General features: G+C 61.9%; 15 protein-coding genes. 11 read left to right on the top strand and 4 right to left on the bottom strand.

What is annotated here, in order from left to right; all coding sequences use genetic code 11:
- The first annotated feature begins 31 nt into the window (after positions 1 to 31).
- The 3 genes from QOL81_RS07385 (at position 32) to ppnP (ending at position 2,145) form a co-directional block, all read left to right on the top strand.
- Positions 32 to 961 carry a DUF1177 domain-containing protein gene (locus tag QOL81_RS07385; RefSeq protein ID WP_060440589.1) on the top strand — a complete coding sequence of 310 codons (930 nt, stop codon included), beginning with the start codon at positions 32 to 34 and terminating at the stop codon, positions 959 to 961.
- 4 nt (positions 962 to 965) lie between these two features.
- Positions 966 to 1,643, top strand: coding sequence for an AroM family protein (locus QOL81_RS07390; RefSeq protein ID WP_060423313.1), 678 nt, complete (start codon positions 966 to 968; stop codon positions 1,641 to 1,643).
- 211 nt (positions 1,644 to 1,854) lie between these two features.
- Complete coding sequence (ppnP, locus tag QOL81_RS07395; RefSeq protein ID WP_004940463.1) at positions 1,855 to 2,145, top strand: pyrimidine/purine nucleoside phosphorylase; 291 nt, start codon at positions 1,855 to 1,857, stop codon at positions 2,143 to 2,145.
- Positions 2,146 to 2,210: 65 nt separating this feature from the next.
- Here the strand turns inward: ppnP and rdgC are convergent, their stop codons facing one another.
- Entirely contained in the window at positions 2,211 to 3,122 is a 912-nt protein-coding gene (rdgC, locus tag QOL81_RS07400; RefSeq protein ID WP_004940461.1) for a recombination-associated protein RdgC, read from the bottom strand.
- 216 nt (positions 3,123 to 3,338) lie between these two features.
- Here rdgC and mak point away from each other — a divergent pair, with 216 nt between their 5' ends.
- The 3 genes from mak (at position 3,339) to QOL81_RS07415 (ending at position 4,972) form a co-directional block, all read left to right on the top strand.
- Positions 3,339 to 4,253, top strand: coding sequence for a fructokinase (gene mak / locus QOL81_RS07405; protein WP_049199829.1), 915 nt, complete (start codon positions 3,339 to 3,341; stop codon positions 4,251 to 4,253).
- 102 nt (positions 4,254 to 4,355) lie between these two features.
- The gene (locus QOL81_RS07410) at positions 4,356 to 4,589 is read left to right on the top strand and encodes a type II toxin-antitoxin system Phd/YefM family antitoxin (protein WP_049199831.1); all 234 of its coding nucleotides are present in this window, start codon (positions 4,356 to 4,358) and stop codon (positions 4,587 to 4,589) included.
- A complete protein-coding gene (locus QOL81_RS07415; RefSeq protein ID WP_038873221.1) occupies positions 4,586 to 4,972 on the top strand; it encodes a type II toxin-antitoxin system VapC family toxin in 387 nt (128 codons plus the stop codon). Before QOL81_RS07410 ends, QOL81_RS07415 begins: the two co-directional genes overlap by 4 nt.
- On the opposite strand, the gene licT is transcribed toward QOL81_RS07415, so the two are convergent.
- The 3 genes from licT to sbcD form a co-directional block, all read right to left on the bottom strand.
- Positions 4,969 to 5,817 carry a BglG family transcription antiterminator LicT gene (gene licT, locus QOL81_RS07420; RefSeq protein WP_049270780.1) on the bottom strand — a complete coding sequence of 283 codons (849 nt, stop codon included), beginning with the start codon at positions 5,815 to 5,817 and terminating at the stop codon, positions 4,969 to 4,971. The genes QOL81_RS07415 and licT overlap by 4 nt on opposite strands.
- A 231-nt stretch (positions 5,818 to 6,048) precedes the next feature.
- Positions 6,049 to 9,300: an exonuclease subunit SbcC gene (gene sbcC / locus QOL81_RS07425; protein WP_197827253.1), complete on the bottom strand. Its 3,252-nt coding sequence runs from the start codon at positions 9,298 to 9,300 to the stop codon at positions 6,049 to 6,051.
- Positions 9,297 to 10,529, bottom strand: coding sequence for an exonuclease subunit SbcD (gene sbcD / locus QOL81_RS07430; RefSeq protein ID WP_197757391.1), 1,233 nt, complete (start codon positions 10,527 to 10,529; stop codon positions 9,297 to 9,299). Before sbcD ends, sbcC begins: the two co-directional genes overlap by 4 nt.
- 215 nt (positions 10,530 to 10,744) lie before the next feature.
- On the opposite strand from sbcD, the gene phoB reads away from it, so the two are divergent.
- From phoB to proY, 5 genes are all read left to right on the top strand, one after another.
- On the top strand, positions 10,745 to 11,434 hold the full coding sequence (phoB, locus tag QOL81_RS07435; protein WP_004940438.1) for a phosphate response regulator transcription factor PhoB: 690 nt from the start codon (positions 10,745 to 10,747) through the stop codon (positions 11,432 to 11,434).
- 24 nt (positions 11,435 to 11,458) lie between these two features.
- On the top strand, positions 11,459 to 12,775 hold the full coding sequence (gene phoR, locus QOL81_RS07440) for a phosphate regulon sensor histidine kinase PhoR (RefSeq protein ID WP_004940434.1): 1,317 nt from the start codon (positions 11,459 to 11,461) through the stop codon (positions 12,773 to 12,775).
- 14 nt (positions 12,776 to 12,789) lie between these two features.
- The gene (locus tag QOL81_RS07445; RefSeq protein ID WP_049199839.1) at positions 12,790 to 13,752 is read left to right on the top strand and encodes a PstS family phosphate ABC transporter substrate-binding protein; all 963 of its coding nucleotides are present in this window, start codon (positions 12,790 to 12,792) and stop codon (positions 13,750 to 13,752) included.
- A 485-nt stretch (positions 13,753 to 14,237) separates the two neighbouring features.
- On the top strand, positions 14,238 to 15,554 hold the full coding sequence (brnQ, locus tag QOL81_RS07450; protein ID WP_038873241.1) for a branched-chain amino acid transport system II carrier protein: 1,317 nt from the start codon (positions 14,238 to 14,240) through the stop codon (positions 15,552 to 15,554).
- Between the two features lie 73 nt (positions 15,555 to 15,627).
- A complete protein-coding gene (gene proY / locus QOL81_RS07455) occupies positions 15,628 to 17,034 on the top strand; it encodes a proline-specific permease ProY (RefSeq protein WP_019454218.1) in 1,407 nt (468 codons plus the stop codon).
- Positions 17,035 to 17,056: the final 22 nt, after the last annotated feature.

Raw genomic sequence — 17,056 nt, forward strand, 5'->3', positions numbered from 1 at the left:
CTGCCGATGACATTGGTGAGGTAAAACGACCATGAGTTTGCAACAAACGCTGCAGGTTTTTGAATTGATGGATAGCGCATTCGTCAGCGGCCAGGACGTCGTCGATCTGTTTGCGCCTTACCCGGCGATCCGGGCCAGCACCTTGCGCGCCGACGGGCCGAAGGGTGGCACCGATTTCGTGCGCATCGAGATCCCCGGTAGCGCAGGCAAATTCGCTGGCGGTGCGGCGCCGACGCTGGGCATTATCGGCCGCCTGGGCGGCATCGGCGCGCGGCCGACGCGTATCGGGCTGGTGTCCGACGGCGACGGCGCGATCGCTGCCATTGCCGCCGCGCTGAAGCTGGCGGAGATGCAGCGTAAGGGCGACACGCTGCCGGGCGATGTGATCGTCACCACCCATATTTGCCCGAACGCGCCGACCCGGCCGCACGATCCGGTCGATTTTATGGATTCGCCGATCGATGACGTGACGATGAACGATAATGAAGTGGTGCCGGAGGCGGACGCCATCTTGTCGATCGATACCACCAAAGGCAACCGCATCATCAATCACAAAGGCTATGCGCTGTCGCCGACGGTGAAAGAGGGCTACATCCTGCGGGTGGCGGAAGATCTGCTGCGCATCATGGAGATGACCAGCGGCCGCCCGGCGGTGACCTTCCCGATCACCACGCAGGACATCACCCCTTACGGCAACGGCGTGCATCACCTCAACAGCATCCTGCAGCCCTCGACCGCTACTGCGGCGCCGGTGGTCGGCGTGGCGATTTGCAGCGAATCGGTGGTGCCGGGCTGCGGCACCGGCGCCAGCCACGAAACGGACATCGCGCTGGCGGCCAAATTCGCGGTGGAAGTTGCCAAAGAATTCGGCCGCGGCACCTGCCGGTTCTACGATGCCGCCGAATACGGCCAGCTGCTGGCGCTGTACGGCAGCCTGAGCCACCTGCAAAAAAGGAGATAGATCCATGACGGCTTCATTCGCCACGCTGACCCTCGGTCAGGCGCCGCGCAGCGATATCATGCCGCTGCTGTCTGCTTATCTGCCGGCGGAGCGGGTGAGGCACGTCGGTTTGCTGGACGGCCTGGATGCCGGGCAGATCGCCGAGCGCTATGCGCCGCAACAGGGCGATAAGCTGCTGGTGTCGCGCCTGTTGGACGGCACGCAGGTGACGCTCGGTGCCGCTCGCGTCGAAAGCGGGTTGCAGCAGAAGATCCGCGAGCTGGAGGCGGCGGGGTGCCAGGTGATCCTGTTGCTGTGTACCGGCGAATTCGGCCGCTTGCAGGCGGAACAGGCGCTGTTGCTGGAGCCGGATCGCATTATTCCGCCGTTGATCTCCGCGATCGTCGGCGCACACCGCGTCGGCATCGTGGTGCCGATGGCGGAACAGGTTGGGCAGCAGGCGGGTAAATGGCGGCAGCTGGCGACGCCGCCGAGCTATGCCGTCGCCAGCCCCTATCTGGCAGATGAGGCCGCGCTGGAGCAGGCGGCTTGCGCACTGCTGCGGCAGGGAGCAGAGGTGGTGGTGCTCGATTGCATCGGTTATCACCAGCGCCATCGCGCCTTTTTGCAGGCGCGTCTGTCGGTGCCGGTGCTGCTGTCGAACGTACTGGTCGCCAAGCTGGCCGCAGAGTTAATCGACTGATTCAAATAGCGATAAGTCACCGCTCGACGCGGCCTCAGGCGCTTTGCGCCCAGGGATCGCCCAGGGCTTCAGCAGCCCTGGCTACCGGTGAGAGGCCCGGCAGCGTTTTCCTCTGCGCCGCGATCGCATTTCGCGCGAAAAACCAGTGACAGATCAACCGCAATCCCCCAATATGGATTTTCCATCAAGATGATTACGCGGGTGCCAGTCTATGCTGAAAGTGAATGAGTATTTTGCCGGAAAAGTGAAGTCTATCGGTTTTGACAGTAGCAGCATCGGTCTTACCAGCGTGGGCGTGATGGAAGAGGGGGAATACACCTTCTCCACCGCGCAACCGGAAGAAATGACGGTGATCACCGGGGCGCTGAAAGTGCTGCTGCCGGGGGCGCCGGACTGGCAGGTGTTTACGCCGGGCGAGAAGTTCTTCGTGCCGGGGCACAGCGAGTTCAACCTGCAGGTGGCCGATGCGACCGCCTATCTGTGCCGCTACCTGAGCAAATAAATTTTGTTCGTTAGGGGAACGCAGGGCTCAGCGGATGCTGGGCCCTGGTCGTTTCTGCGGCGGGATTAACGCTGGGCTTCGCCGCCGAGCGCTTCGATGGTGTTTTTGATCAACGCCGCCAGCTCGCTGGTCATCAGGATAAAGTCGGCGTCAAAGCGCTGAGCGAAGTCATCGCGATCGATATCGTCGTTCTGCTCGCGCAGCGTGTCGGCGAACTTCAGGCGCTTGAGCGAGCCGTCGTCCGACAGCATCAGCTGAATGCGCTCCTGCCAGTCCACCGCCAGTTTGGTCACCAGCTTGCCGGCTTCGATATGCACCGCGATTTCGTCGCTGATCAGATTCTGTTTCTTGCAGCGGATCACGCCGCCTTCTTCCAGAATCGCTTTCAGCTCTGCTTCATCCTGAATGGCGAAGCCAGCCGGCATCTCGCCGGAACGCACCCATTCGGTCAGCGTCAGTTCGATCGGGCTTTCCATGGTCAGCGGCACCACCGGCAGCGAGCCGAGGCTCTTGCGCAGCAGCGCCAGCGTATCTTCGGCGCGTTTGGCGCTGGCGGCATCGACCATGATCAGATCGTTGACGGTGTCTATCCACATGAAGGTCTGATTGAAGCGGCTGAACGCGCGCGGCAGCAGGCTGTGCAGCACTTCGTCCTTCAGCGCGTCTTTCTCGGTTTTCTTCAGTTTGCGGTGTTGTTCCGCCTCCAGGCGCTCAATCTTGGCCTGCAGCTCTTGCTTGATGACCGGCGACGGCAGGATTTTCTCTTCCTTGCGCGCGCAGATGACGATCTGGCCGTTGACCGCGTGCGTCAGCGCATCGCTGTGCGAGCCCATCGGGGAGACCCAGCCGGTCTTCGCCATGTCCTGGCTGCCGCACGGCGTGAAGGCGAACGCGCTGAGTTGTTTTTCCATTTCATCCGCGTTTAACGCCACTTCGCGGCTCAAACGGTAAACCATCAAATTCTTAAACCACAGCATAATGTTATCCCTGGCTGGGCGTGCGTTCGGCACGCTGATTCGTCAAAAGCAGGGCGGCATGATAACGAATTGACGCTGAAAAATCGCCCCATTCTCTCCGAATTGCGTCGCCGTACGCAGCGGAAAAGGCCTGGCCGGGGAGAGGGAAACAGGTGATTCATCCGCGCGCTTACATTAGGCTGTGGCAACGCTGCGCTGCATCGAGGAGAAAAAAACGTGCGCATTGGCATCGATTTGGGCGGGACAAAAATTGAAGTGATTGCGTTGGCGGACGACGGGCGGGAGTTGTTTCGCCATCGTATCGCCACGCCGCGCCATGATTACGGGCAAACCCTGGCGGCGATCGCCGGGCTGGTGAAACTGGCGGAAGATCATACCGGCGAACAGGGATCGGTCGGGATCGGCATTCCCGGCACGCTGTCGCCGTTTACCGGGCGGGTGAAAAACGCCAACTCGGTATGGCTCAACGGCCAACCGTTGGACAAGGATCTGTCGGCGCTGTTGGCGCGCGAGGTGCGTATCGCCAACGACGCCAACTGCCTGGCGGTGTCGGAAGCTACCGACGGTGCAGGCGCCGGCGCGCAAACCGTGTTTGCGGTCATTATCGGCACCGGCTGCGGCGCCGGCGTGGCGCTGAACGGCCAGGCGCATTCCGGCGGCAACGGCATCGCCGGCGAATGGGGCCACAATCCGCTGCCGTGGCAGGATGACGATGAGCTGCGTTACGCCCGCGAAGTGCCGTGCTACTGCGGCAAGCCGGGCTGCATCGAAACCTTTATTTCCGGCACCGGTTTCGCCACCGACTATGCGCGCCTGAGCGGCAACGCGCTGCAAGGGCACGAGATCATGGCGCTGAGCGAGCGGGGCGATGCGCTGGCGGAGCAGGCGATCGTTCGCTACGAAATGCGGCTGGCGAAAGCGTTGGCGCACGTGATCAACATTCTGGATCCGGACGTGGTGGTGCTCGGCGGCGGCATGAGCAACGTGGATCGCCTGTACCGCACGGTGCCTGAAAGGGTGAAAGGTTGGGTATTTGGCGGCGAGTGTGAAACGCCGATCCGCAAGGCGGTGCACGGCGACTCCAGCGGCGTACGCGGTGCGGCCTGGCTGTGGCCGCAACAGCAGCGCTAAGCGTTGCAACAAAGCGCGAGACTGCTCGCGCTTTAAACGACTCCCTGTACAAAAACTGTACGGCGCTTTATGCTTTAGCTAACTTAGCTAAGGAGGACGCGTATGGCAATTCAGGCCAATATGCACGAAGCCAAATCCAATCTGAGCCAGCTGGCGGACAGAGCCGCGGAGGGAGAAACCGTGATTATTGCAAAAGCAGGGAAGCCGTACGTACAGCTGGTCGCCATCCAGGGCGAAGCGCGCCGCCCCGGCGCCGCCAAGGGCAAGTTCACCGTGCCGGCGGATTTCAACGCGGGGGATGCGGCCATTGCGGCGCTGTTTGAGGGCGATGAATGAAGCGTCTGCTGCTGGATACCCACACATTGCTGTGGTGGCTGATTGATGACGCCTGCCTGGGCGCGAATGCCAAAAGGCAGATCGCCGATCCGGGCAATGCGGTGTACGTCAGCGCGGCCAGCATTTGGGAGATCTCGATCAAACAGGCGCTGGGCAAGCTGGCGCTGCCGGAAGACATCTTTGCGATCATCGAGGCCGAAGATTTTCTGGCGCTGCCGATGGACGCCTTTCACTGCCAACAGGCCGGGCAACTGCCGCCCTATCATCAGGATCCTTTCGATCGCATGCTGATCGCACAGGCGCAGGCCGAAGGGCTGACGCTGATCTCCGCCGACGCGGTGTTTCCGCAGTACGGCGTACGGGTGGCGGACGCCCGCCGTTAAGCCGGTTTTTCCTCGCTTTCGCTGCGCACCCGTTCGATATGAATGGTCAGGAACATCATCTCTTCCGTGGTGAGCTGATGCTGATAGTGCTTTTCGATGTGGCGGTTGATCTTGCCGGCGCAGGCGAATGACTCACGGTATTTCTCTTTCACCACCTGATACAGCGAGTCGTCGTCGCTGTCGACGTAGTTTTTCCCCAGCAGGCGCTGGGCGAAGAATTTCAAATGGGTGACGAAACGGTGGTAGCTCAGGGCTTCCTCGTTGTAATCAAAGCGGAAGTGGTATTTGACCAGGTTGAGGATCTCTTGCATCACGCGGGTGATGTGCAGCGTATTGTGCATCTCGTCGTTAAGCTGGGCGTTGACCAGGTGCAGGGCGATAAATCCGGCTTCGTCTTCCGGCAACGCGGTATCCAGCCGTTGGGCGATCAGGGCCAGCGCCTCCAGGCCGACGGCGAACTCGGCCGGATAGAGCTTTTTAATCTCCCACAGCAACGCATTTTTGATATCCAACCCTTCCGCATGGCGCTGCAGGGCGAAGTGGATATGATCGGTCAGCGTGATGTAGACGATGTTATGCAACTTGCCCGGCAGCCGTTCGCGGGCGAGGGTAATAATCCTGTCGGCGGTGGTGACGCAGGCCAGCGGGATCTCGGAGAGCAGCTCTTTATAGCGCTCGGCGATTTCGCCGCCGTTATGGGTGAACACCTTTTCGATCAGGCTTTCGTCCAGCGTGTCGCCGGGCTTCTTTTTAAAGCCGATTCCTTTTCCCATTACCACCGTCTCTTCCTGACGGTCGTCCAGCGTAATCACCACGTTATTATTGAGTATTTTAGCGATTTTCATGGTCTTTCCCGGTGTTTCAGCATCCTGAAAACGAAAAAACCTGACGCCCGGAAGCGATCCCGGGCGTCAGGTTTTGCCTGTATTTTATGTTTCTGTCCTGCGGCCTGAGCGGCGGAGGGGATACAGTAACAATCCTGTTATGCCTGCATAATAACCCGTGCTCGCCGCGGCTCAACGCTTTTCACCGCGGAGTGCCGCCGCGGTCACACTTCTGTGCCGCGCACGGCGGGATCATTCCAGCCTGAAGTGCGCCTCCAGCCGGCTGACGCCGAGCCCGTTGACCTTTTTCACTTTGATCTGCACCGGAATGCGCTCTTTCATCGCCTCGACGTGGCTGATCACGCCAATGGTTTTACCGGAAGCATTCAGGCTGTCCAGCGCGTCCAGCGCGGTATCGAGGGTTTCGGCGTCCAGCGTGCCGAAGCCTTCGTCGAGGAACAGCGAGTCGATGCTGGTTTTGTGGCTGACCAGATCGGACAACGCCAGCGCCAGCGCCAGGCTGACCAGGAAGCTCTCGCCGCCGGACAGGGTACGGGTATCGCGCAGCGCGTCGGCCTGCCAGGTGTCCACCACCTGCAGCTCCAGCGCGTCGCTGGTTTTGCGCTGCAGCAGGTAGCGCCCGTGCAGCCGGCCGAGCTGAAGGTTGGCCAGATAAACCAGATGATCGAGCGTCAGCCCCTGCGCGAAGCGGCGGAACTTGTCGCCTTCTTTCGAGCCGATCAGCTGGTTGAGGTAGCTCCAGTCGTCGTAGTCTTGCTGGCTGCGGGCGATTTGCTCGAACAGCGCCTGTTGATTGAGACGGCGGGCGGCGTCGCTTTCCAGCTGGTTGCGCAGCTCGCCCTGGCTCAGCTGCAGTGCCTTCAACTGCTGTGCCAGCTCGGCCAGCGATTGGGTGAGCGCGTCGAGATCCGCGTTGGCCTCATCCGTCCCTTCCGGGCGGTTCTGCCGATGCTGCTCCAGCGTTTGCGTTGCCTGAGCCAGCAGGGCCGCAGCCTCTACCTGCCGCTGCTGCAGCTGCTCTTTGCGCTGCTGCAATTCGCGGCGCAGGGCGTCGTCCAGGAGCGCGGCGGCGAAGGCAGTTTCATCGGCGAATTCGCTGTCGGCCAGCGCCTGCTGCCATTGCTGCTCCGCCTGCTGCAGCCGTTCCTGCATTTGGGTGTGCTGTTGTTGCAACCCGGCCTGCTGGCCGGCCAGGCGCTCGCGCAGTTCCTGCGCCTTTTGCCACTGCTCGGAGGCCTGCAAGCTGGCCTGTTCACAGGCGGTTTGTTTGGCGCGCAGCTGTTCCCGCACCTCGGCGACTCGCTGTTCGCCGAACAGCGCCAGCCGCTGCGCGCGCCGCTCGGCGAGGGTCTTCTCGCCTTCCTGCCAGCGTTGAAGCAGGTCTTGCTGCTGTTGCAGGCTGTCGGCGTGGGTTTTCTGCAGCAGCGTAAAGCGCTCTTCGAGCAGCGCCAGCTGTTGCTGCGCCTGCTGCTGCTGCGTTTGCAGAGCGGCGAGCGCGTCTTTTGCCTGTTGCACCGCCTGCGCCGCCTGTTCATGCTGCTGCAGCGCGTGCTGCCCGCGCCGCTCTTCGTCGTCGCAGCCGCTCAGCCAGGCGCTGAGTTGCTCGCCCTCCGCCAGGGTAAAGTCGAATGCCAGCGGCGCGCTGAGCTGCTGCCATTGCTGCTGTTGGGCAGCCAGCTGCTGCTCATCCTGCGCGATAGCCTGCTGCTGGCGTTGCTGCTGCTCTTGCAGGCCTTCACAGCGGGTGCGCAGCTCGGTGCCCTGGGTTTGCAGTTTCTCGGCGAGGGTGCGCATCTCAACCAAGCGTTGTTCCGTCGCCGAAGGCTGCACGGCCTGATATTGCTCCACCGCCGGATGGCTGGTGGAGCCGCACAGCGGGCAGGGTGCGCCGCTCTGCAACAGGGCGCGCTCCGCTTCCAGGCTGACGATGCGTTTTTCCAGCTCGTGGATCCGCTCCACTTCCTGCAGCTGCGCCTTGTGCTGTTTGAATTGCTGACGCGCGTTCTCCAGCTGGTGTTGCAGCCCGGCGAGCTGCGTTTGCCGCTCGGCGTGCTCTGCCTGTTGCCGGGCCAGACGCTCGCGAGTCTGACGGTAAAGGGAAGCGAGCGTGAATAACTGCTGGCGCGTCGGGCGCAGATCCGCCAGGGCGCTCAGGCGCTGGCGCAGCGGGGCCAGCGGGGTTTGCGCCTCCAGCGCCTGCTGCCGTTGCCGTTGAGCGGCCAGCGCTTCGGTCAGCGCGTTCAGCTGCCGCTGATGCTGTGCGGCCTGCGCCGTCAGCTGGCTGCGCTGGGCGGTGAGCTGCTCCAGTGCGGTCTGCTGCTGGGCGCACTGCTGCGTGGCGGCATCGCCGGCCTGTCGCCGCTCGGCCTGCGTCGACTGCAGTTGGGCGATCTGATGGTCGAGCGGGGCGACCTGGTCATCGATCAGCTGTTGCTGCTGCCGCATATGCTCGGCATGGGCTTGCTGCGCCAGACGGGCCTTTTCCACCGCCTGCTGCAGCGGCGCCAGCTGCGCCGAGTGTTGCTCCTGTTGCTGCGTCAGCTGGGCTGCCTGCTGTTGTATCGTCTGCAGCTCGGCGCGGCAGCGATCGCGTTCGCCGCGCAGCGGCCGCAATTTCTCGGCCGGTTCGCTCAGCGCCAGCCGCTGCAGCTGCGGGGCGGCCTCGGCCTGCTCGCGCTGGGCGGTTTCCAGCCGCCGTTGCCCCTCGTTTTGCTGTTGCTGGAGGCGCTGCCATTGCTGTAGCCAGCTCAGCGCCTGTTGCTGTTGCTGGGTTTGCTTGCCGAGAGCGCTTTCCTGCGCGCTCAGCGCCGTCAGCCGTTCAGTCAGGGAGTGGCGCTGTTCATCGTTCAGCAGCTCGATGCCGCTGGCGCGCTGGTGCAATGCATCCAGGTCGGTTTTGGCCTGCTTGTGGGATTCGAATACCTGTTCGGACAGCCGCCCGTAGATTTCGGTGCCGGTCAGCTCTTCCAACAGCTCGGCGCGATCGTTGGCGTCGGCGTTGAGGAACGCGGCGAACTGCCCCTGAGACAGCATCATCGATTTGGTGAAGCGGCCGAAGTCCAGCCCGGTGATGGCGGCGGTGATCTCCAGCTTATCGCGCACTTTATCTGCCAGGATCTTGCCGTCCTCGCGCCGCGCCAGTTCGACCTTCGGCGCCTGCAGATTGCCGTCCGGCGCGTTTTTGGCGCGGCGCTGGCTCCAGAAGGCGCGATAGCCGACGCCCTTGACCTCGAATTCGACCTCCGCCAGCGATTCGGCGGTGTGGCGGGTCATCAGTTCATTCTGGCTCGGCGTGACGTTGAGACGCGGCGTCTGGTGGTACAGCGCCAGGCAGATGGCGTCCAGCAGGGTGGTTTTGCCCGCGCCGGTCGGGCCGGTAATGGCGAACAGGCCGTTGCTGGCGAACGGCTCGGCGGTGAAGTCAATTTTCCACTCGCCCTGCAGCGAGTTGAGGTTTTTTAACCGCAGGCTGAGGATCTTCATGGGTGGGTCTCCTCAGGATTGTGCTGCACCGCATCGACCACCTGACGGAACAGTTGATGCATCCGCCGTTGGCGCGCTTCGGGCATGTCGGCCTCCTGCGCCAGGCGCCGTTCGAACACCTCGTTGACGCTCAGCTCGTTCAGCGTTTCCTTGTCCTGCTGCGCGATCGCCTGGCGGCGTTGCTCCTTGCTGCGCCGCAGCAGCACCACTTCCACCGGCAGTTCATCCGCCATCAGCTGGATACGGCGCTGGATATCGCTGAGGTAGTCCTGCGTCGCCACTTCGATATCCAGCCACACCGGCAGCTCGCCGGCATAGTCGGAAAATTGCTGCAGCTGCCGTTCGATCTCGGCCAGATCGCCTTTGATCAGCTGCATGGGCTGGAACTGCGGGATCGTTAACGCTTCTACCTGCTGCAGGGCACCGTCGGTGAAATCCACCAGGAAGACGCTTTTGGCTTTGCCCAGTTCATCGAAGCTGAGCGGAATCGGTGAGCCGCTATAGCGAATATGTTCCGACTTGGCGACGTTCTGCGCGCGGTGAATGTGGCCCAGCGCGATGTAATCGGCAGGGGGGAAGGCCTGCGCCGGGAAGGCGTCGAGGGTGCCGATATAGATGTCGCGCACCGAGTCGGAGGTGGTGACGCCGACGGTGGTCAGGTGGCCGGTGGCGACGATCGGCAGCGGCAGGCCCAACTGCTCGCGGCGTTCGCAGGCCGCCAGATACAGCGCCTGGTAATGTTCGGCAATGGCTTCCTGCAGCGCCTGCTGTTTCTGCGCGCCGGATTCGCCGGCGCGGCTGGTGAGCAGATCGCGCGGCCGCAGAAAAGGAATGGCGCACAGCACGGCGCCCGGCTGGCCGTCGCGCCGGTTAAGCACCACGATCTGCTGCTCAAGGGAGCCCTGCGCACTCGCGATCACCGTGGTGTTCAGGCAAGAGAGCAGTTCCCGCGATTCGTTCAGCGTCGCTACCGAGTCGTGGTTGCCGCCCAACACCACCAGTTGGCAGCCGGTGCGCTGCAGTTCCACCACGAAGCGGTTGTACAGCTCGCGGGCGTAGCTGGGCGGCGAGCCGGTATCGAACAGGTCCCCGGCGACGATCAGCGCATCCACCTGCTGCTGCTCGATCTGTTCGATCAGCCAGTTCAGAAAAGCCTGGTGCTCGGCGGCGCGGCTTTTGGTGAAAAAGTACTGGCCAAGATGCCAGTCAGAGGTGTGGATCAGGCGCATGACACTCCCGGATGCAAAGGTAATGGCGATGATTATAAAGGCCGCGGCGGCGCCTGTCCCGGCGCAATGGCGACGACTACGGAATGATTTTTCTTTGCACCGGGAAATAATCGCTATGCTTACTGCCTATAACAGCCGCTTTTTTTCATAAAAGTGTCACAAAACTGACGCATAATGGCGCCCGCAAAGTCGCTAACACATTGGCAGGATTGACGATGGCAAGACGCATACTGGTGGTGGAAGACGAAGCGCCGATCCGTGAGATGGTGTGCTTTGTGTTGGAACAGAATGGTTACCAACCGTTGGAAGCCGAGGATTATGACAGCGCCGTGACGCGCCTGTCTGAGCCGTTCCCTGATTTAGTGTTGCTCGACTGGATGTTGCCCGGCGGTTCCGGCATTCAGTTTATCAAACATATGAAGCGCGAAGCGCTGACCCGCGATATTCCGGTCATGATGCTGACCGCGCGCGGCGAAGAGGAAGACCGCGTGCGCGGCCTGGAAGTGGGGGCGGATGATTATATCACCAAGCCGTTCTCGCCCAAGGAGCTGGTGGCGCGCATCAAGGCGGTCATGCGCCGCATTTCACCGATGGCGGTGGAAGAAGTGATTGAAATGCAAGGGCTGAGCCTGGATCCGTCCTCCCACCGCGTGATGGCTAACGATCAGGCGCTGGACATGGGGCCGACCGAGTTCAAGCTGCTGCACTTCTTTATGACCCACCCGGAGCGGGTTTATAGCCGTGAGCAGTTGCTTAATCACGTCTGGGGCACTAACGTTTATGTGGAAGACCGTACCGTTGACGTGCATATCCGTCGGCTCCGCAAGGCGTTAGAAACCAGTGGGCATGATAAAATGGTTCAAACCGTTCGGGGCACCGGCTACCGGTTCTCAACGCGCTACTGATCGCGCCGCGCTGGAGAATATGCCGTGTTAGAACGTCTGTCGTGGAAGAGGCTGGCTCTGGAGCTGGCTCTTTTTTGTCTGCCCGCCTTACTGCTGGGGCTGATTTTCGGTTATCTGCCCTGGTTCCTGCTGGCCTCCGCGCTGGCTGCGCTGGTGTGGAATTTCTACAACCAGCTCAAACTCTCCCATTGGCTGTGGATCGACCGCAGCATGACGCCGCCGCCCGGCCGCTGGAGCTGGGAGCCGCTGTTCTATGGCCTGTATCAGATGCAGCAGCGCAATCGCCGCCGCCGGCGCGAGCTGGCGCTGCTGATCAAGCGCTTTCGCAGCGGGGCCGAATCGCTGCCTGATGCGGTGGTGATGACCACCGTCGAAGGCAATATCTTCTGGTGTAATGGGCTGGCGCAGCATCTGCTCGGCTTCCGCTGGCCGGAAGACAACGGCCAGCACATCCTCAACCTGCTGCGCTATCCGGAATTCAGCCACTACCTGCAACAGCAGGAGTTCTCGCGCCCGCTGACGCTGCAGCTGAACAACGAACACTACGTCGAATTCCGCGTAATGCCTTACTCCGAAGGGCAGCTGCTGATGGTGGCGCGCGACGTCACCCAGATGCGCCAGCTGGAGGGCGCGCGGCGCAACTTCTTCGCCAACGTCAGCCATGAGCTGCGCACGCCGCTGACGGTGCTGCAGGGCTACCTGGAGATGATGGGCGATGAAGAGCAGGACGGCTCGCTGCGCAGCAAGGCACTCAGCACCATGCAAGAGCAGACCCGTCGGATGGACGGGTTGGTCAAGCAGCTGCTGACGCTGTCGCGCATTGAGGCGGCGCCCAATGTCGACATGAACGAGCGGGTGGATATCCCGCTGATGCTGCGGGTGTTGCAGCGCGAGGCGCAGTCGCTGAGCGGCGGCAATCACGAGATCACCTTCCGGGTTAACGAACAGCTCAACGTGTTCGGTAATGAAGACCAGTTGCGCAGCGCGGTGTCTAACCTGGTGTACAACGCGGTCAACCACACGCCGAAGGGCACCCATATCGAAGTGAGCTGGCAGCAGACGGCGCACGGCGCGCAGTTCCAGGTCAGCGACAACGGGCCGGGCATCGCCGCCGAACACCTTCCGCGCCTGACCGAGCGTTTTTACCGCGTCGACAAGGCCCGTTCGCGCCAAACCGGCGGCAGCGGGCTGGGGCTGGCGATCGTCAAACACGCGCTCAGCCATCACGACGCGCGGCTGGAGATCCTCAGCGAGCCGGGGATCGGCACGCGCTTTATCTTTACCTTACCCAACCGGTTGATTGTTCCCGCCGCTTTATCAGAGAATGCGGTGAAAAATTAACGCGAGACACCGGTATGACCCGAATAACCCGAGGGCTGTTGCTTTGCCTGGCGCTGCTGGCCGGACGCGGCGCGCTGGCGCAGCCCGATGGCATGTTGGCGGGCAACCTGTCCAGCGTCGGCTCCGACACCCTGGCGAATCTGATGGCGTTGTGGGCGCAGGATTTCAGCCGGCATTACCCCAACGTTAACCTGCAGATCCAGGCCGCCGGCTCGTCGACCGCGCCGACCGCGTTGGCGGCGGGCGCCGCGCAGCTGGGCCCGATGAGCCGGCCGATGAAGGCGGCTGAGGTTTCGGCGTTCGAACACCGTTACGGCTATGCGCCGCTGGCGGTGCCGGTGGCGGTGGATGCGCTGGTGGTGTTGGTGCATCAGGACAACCCGCTGCGCGGCCTCAATCTGCAGCAGCTCGATCGCATTTTCTCCGCCACCCGGCGCTGCGGTGAGAGCAAACCGCTGACGCGCTGGGGCGAGCTGGGGCTCAGCGGCGATTGGGCGACGCGCTCGCTGCAGCGCTTCGGCCGCAACTCGGCTTCGGGCACCTACGGCTATTTCAAACTGCGCGCGCTGTGCGGCGGCGATTTTATGCCGCGCGTCAATGAGCTGCCCGGCTCGGCCTCGGTGGTGCAGGCGGTGGCCGGTTCGCTCAACGGCATCGGCTATGCCAGCATCGGCTTTCGCGCCAGCGGCGTGCGGCTGCTGCCGTTGGCGGAGTCGGGAGAGGACTATGTCGCACCTACCGCCGCCAACGTGCGCAACGATCGCTACCCGCTGTCGCGCTATCTCTATATCTATATCAACAAAGCCCCCAATCAACCGCTCGAGCCGCTGACCGCCGCGTTCCTCGACCGCGTGCTGTCGACCGCAGGGCAGAGCCTGGTCAATCACGACGGCTATCTGCCGCTGCCGCCGGCCGCCCTGCAGAAGACCCGCCAGGCGCTCGGCTTGCAGCCGCTCGCGTCGGCTACGGTGCAATAAGCGGCAAAAAGCGGCGTAATTTTCGCCTTTTTTCACGGCCAAACGGAGCTTATGCCACGCGAAAACCGGGCATTTATTGGCGTTTTCGCGCGGTAAAGTGATATATGCTTCACGTTTCGTGAATCTGTTGTTCAAAAATGATACAAATCATGTAGTGTATATTTATTGATAGCCAATATGATCGACTGGTGGCAAAAGTTTATATGGTCGATAGCTCTGCTTTTCGCCGTGCGCCTTGCCTTGAAGCGCTATAAACGTTTACCTTAGCCTTCGTTGTCGGATTAAACCTCCATTTTTATAACTCCTAAAATTTTGCCCATCTTCATGAGCGGCCACTTTCGAATAGGGACATAAACGCCGGATCTATTGCGTTTAGGGTGCTTATTTGGCGCTGCAACGATCGGGCATGCCGGCAACCGGGTGGGGCGTCACGCCACCACGCTATCGGACACTATTTTTCATTTGAACAGGCAACACGACATCGTATGAGTCATCGTTTAACGTCAAAAGATATCCTGGCACTGGGCTTTATGACCTTTGCCTTATTCGTCGGGGCCGGGAACATCATCTTCCCGCCGATGGTCGGCTTGCAGTCCGGTGAACACGTCTGGACCGCGGCGCTGGGCTTCCTGATCACCGCCGTCGGTCTGCCGGTCATCACCGTCATCGCGCTGGCGCGCGTCGGCGGCGGCATCGACGCCCTCAGCTCACCGATCGGCCGTGGCGCCGGCCTGCTGCTGGCGACCGTCTGCTACCTGGCCGTCGGTCCGCTGTTCGCCACGCCGCGTACCGCCACCGTGTCCTTTGAAGTGGGTATCGCCCCGCTGACCGGCGACGGCGCCATGCCGCTGTTCATCTACAGCCTGGTGTACTTCGCGCTGGTGATCGGCATCTCCCTGTATCCGGGCCGCTTGCTCGACACCGTCGGCCACGTGCTGGCACCGCTGAAGATTGTGGCGCTGGCCGTATTGGGCATCGCCGCGCTGCTGTGGCCTGCCGGCGCGCCGATTCCGGCGACGGCGGCTTACCAGAGCGTGCCTTTCTCCTCCGGCTTCGTTAACGGCTATCTGACCATGGATACGCTGGGTGCGCTGGTATTCGGCATCGTTATCGTCAACGCGGCGCGCTCGCGCGGCGTGAAAGACGCCGGTCTGTTGACCCGTTACACCATTCTGGCCGGTTTGATCGCCGGCGTGGGCCTGACGCTGGTTTACCTGAGCCTGTTCAAGCTGGGCTCCGGCAGCGGCGCGCTGGTGCCTGACGCCACCAACGGTGCGGTGATCCTGCACGCTTACGTTCAGAACACCTTCGGCGGCCTGGGCAGCTTCTTCCTGGCGGCGCTGATCTTCATCGCCTGTATGGTGACCGCAGTCGGCCTGACCTGCGCCTGCGCCGAGTTCTTCGCGCAATACCTGCCGTTCTCGTACAAGACGCTGGTATTTATCCTGGGCCTGTTCTCGATGGTGGTGTCCAACCTCGGCCTGAGCCACCTGATCCAGATCTCCATTCCGGTGCTGACCGCGATTTATCCGCCGTGCATCGTGCTGGTGGTGCTGAGCTTCACCCTGCGTTGGTGGCACAGCGCGCCGCGCATCATCGCGCCGGTGATGCTTGTCAGCCTGTTGTTTGGTATCCTTGACGCGGTGAAAGCCTCCAGTTTCCAGCAGCTGCTGCCGGCCTGGACCACTCACCTGCCGCTGGCGGAGCAGGGGTTGGCATGGTTGCCGCCTTCGCTGCTGATGCTGGTGCTGGTCGCGATTTATGATCGGGTGTGCACGCGTTCCCAAGTGACCGCGCACTGATAATTCCCCGGCTTAATCCAGGGCCACGGACATGTCCGTGGCTTTTTTACGTTTAAAACTATGGGTCATCTTCATGCAACAACAGTCACCCACCACTGCCCCCGACAATAAGCTGAAACGCGGCCTCAGTACGCGTCATATCCGCTTTATGGCGCTGGGATCGGCCATCGGCACCGGGTTGTTCTACGGCTCGGCGGACGCCATCAAAATGGCCGGCCCGAGCGTGCTGCTGGCTTACCTGATCGGCGGCATCGTGGCCTTTATCATCATGCGCGCCCTGGGGGAGATGTCGGTCAACAACCCGCAGGCCAGCTCGTTTTCCCGCTACGCGCAGGACTACCTCGGCCCGATGGCGGGTTACATCACCGGCTGGACCTACTGCTTTGAAATCCTGATCGTCGCCATCGCCGACGTGACCGCCTTCGGCATCTATATGGGGGTCTGGTTCCCGGAAGTGCCGCACTGGATCTGGGTGCTGAGCGTGGTGCTGATCATCGGCGCCATAAACCTGATGAGCGTCAAGGTATTCGGTGAGCTGGAGTTCTGGTTCTCGTTCTTCAAGGTCGCCACCATCATCATCATGATCGCGGCCGGCATCGGCATCATCATCTGGGGCATCGGCAATGGCGGGCAACCGACCGGCATTCATAACCTGTGGTCGAACGGCGGTTTCTTCAGCAACGGCTTTATCGGCATGATCCTGTCGCTGCAGCTGGTGATGTTCGCTTACGGCGGCATTGAAATCATCGGCATCACCGCCGGCGAAGCCAAAGATCCGAAAAAATCGATTCCCAAAGCCATCAACTCGGTGCCGTGGCGCATTCTGGTGTTCTACGTCGGCACGCTGTTCGTCATTATGTCTATCTACCCGTGGAACCAGGTGGGCACCAACGGCAGCCCGTTCGTGCTGACCTTCCAGCATATGGGCATCACCGTGGCGGCGGGCATTCTCAACTTCGTGGTGATCACCGCTTCGCTGTCGGCGATCAACAGCGACGTGTTCGGCGTTGGCCGCATGCTGCACGGCATGGCCGAGCAGGGCCACGCGCCGAAGATGTTCAGCAAGGTGTCGAAACGCGGCATTCCCTGGGTGACGGTGGTGGTGATGATGCTGGCGCTGCTGCTGGCGGTATATCTCAACTACATCATGCCGGAGAGCGTGTTCCTGGTGATCGCGTCCCTGGCGACCTTCGCCACCGTGTGGGTGTGGATCATGATCCTGTTCTCCCAAATCGCCTTCCGCCGCAGCCTGAGCAAAGAGCAGGTGAAGCAGCTGGCGTTCCCGCTGCGCGGTGGGGTGTTCACCTCGGTGGTGGCGATCGTGTTCCTGGTGTTCATCATCGGCCTGATCGGCTACTTCCCGACCACGCGCGTCTCGCTGTACGCCGGCCTGGTCTGGGTGGTATTGCTGCTGGCGGGATACTGGTTCAAGGTCAACCATCAGAAAAAACGCGCGCCGCTGGCGACGCAGCAAGACTAAATGGAAAAACACCGGCTAAGGC

The sequence above is a fragment of the Serratia sp. CC22-02 genome (assembly GCF_900182895.1).
GTDB classification, from domain to species: domain Bacteria; phylum Pseudomonadota; class Gammaproteobacteria; order Enterobacterales; family Enterobacteriaceae; genus Serratia; species Serratia nevei.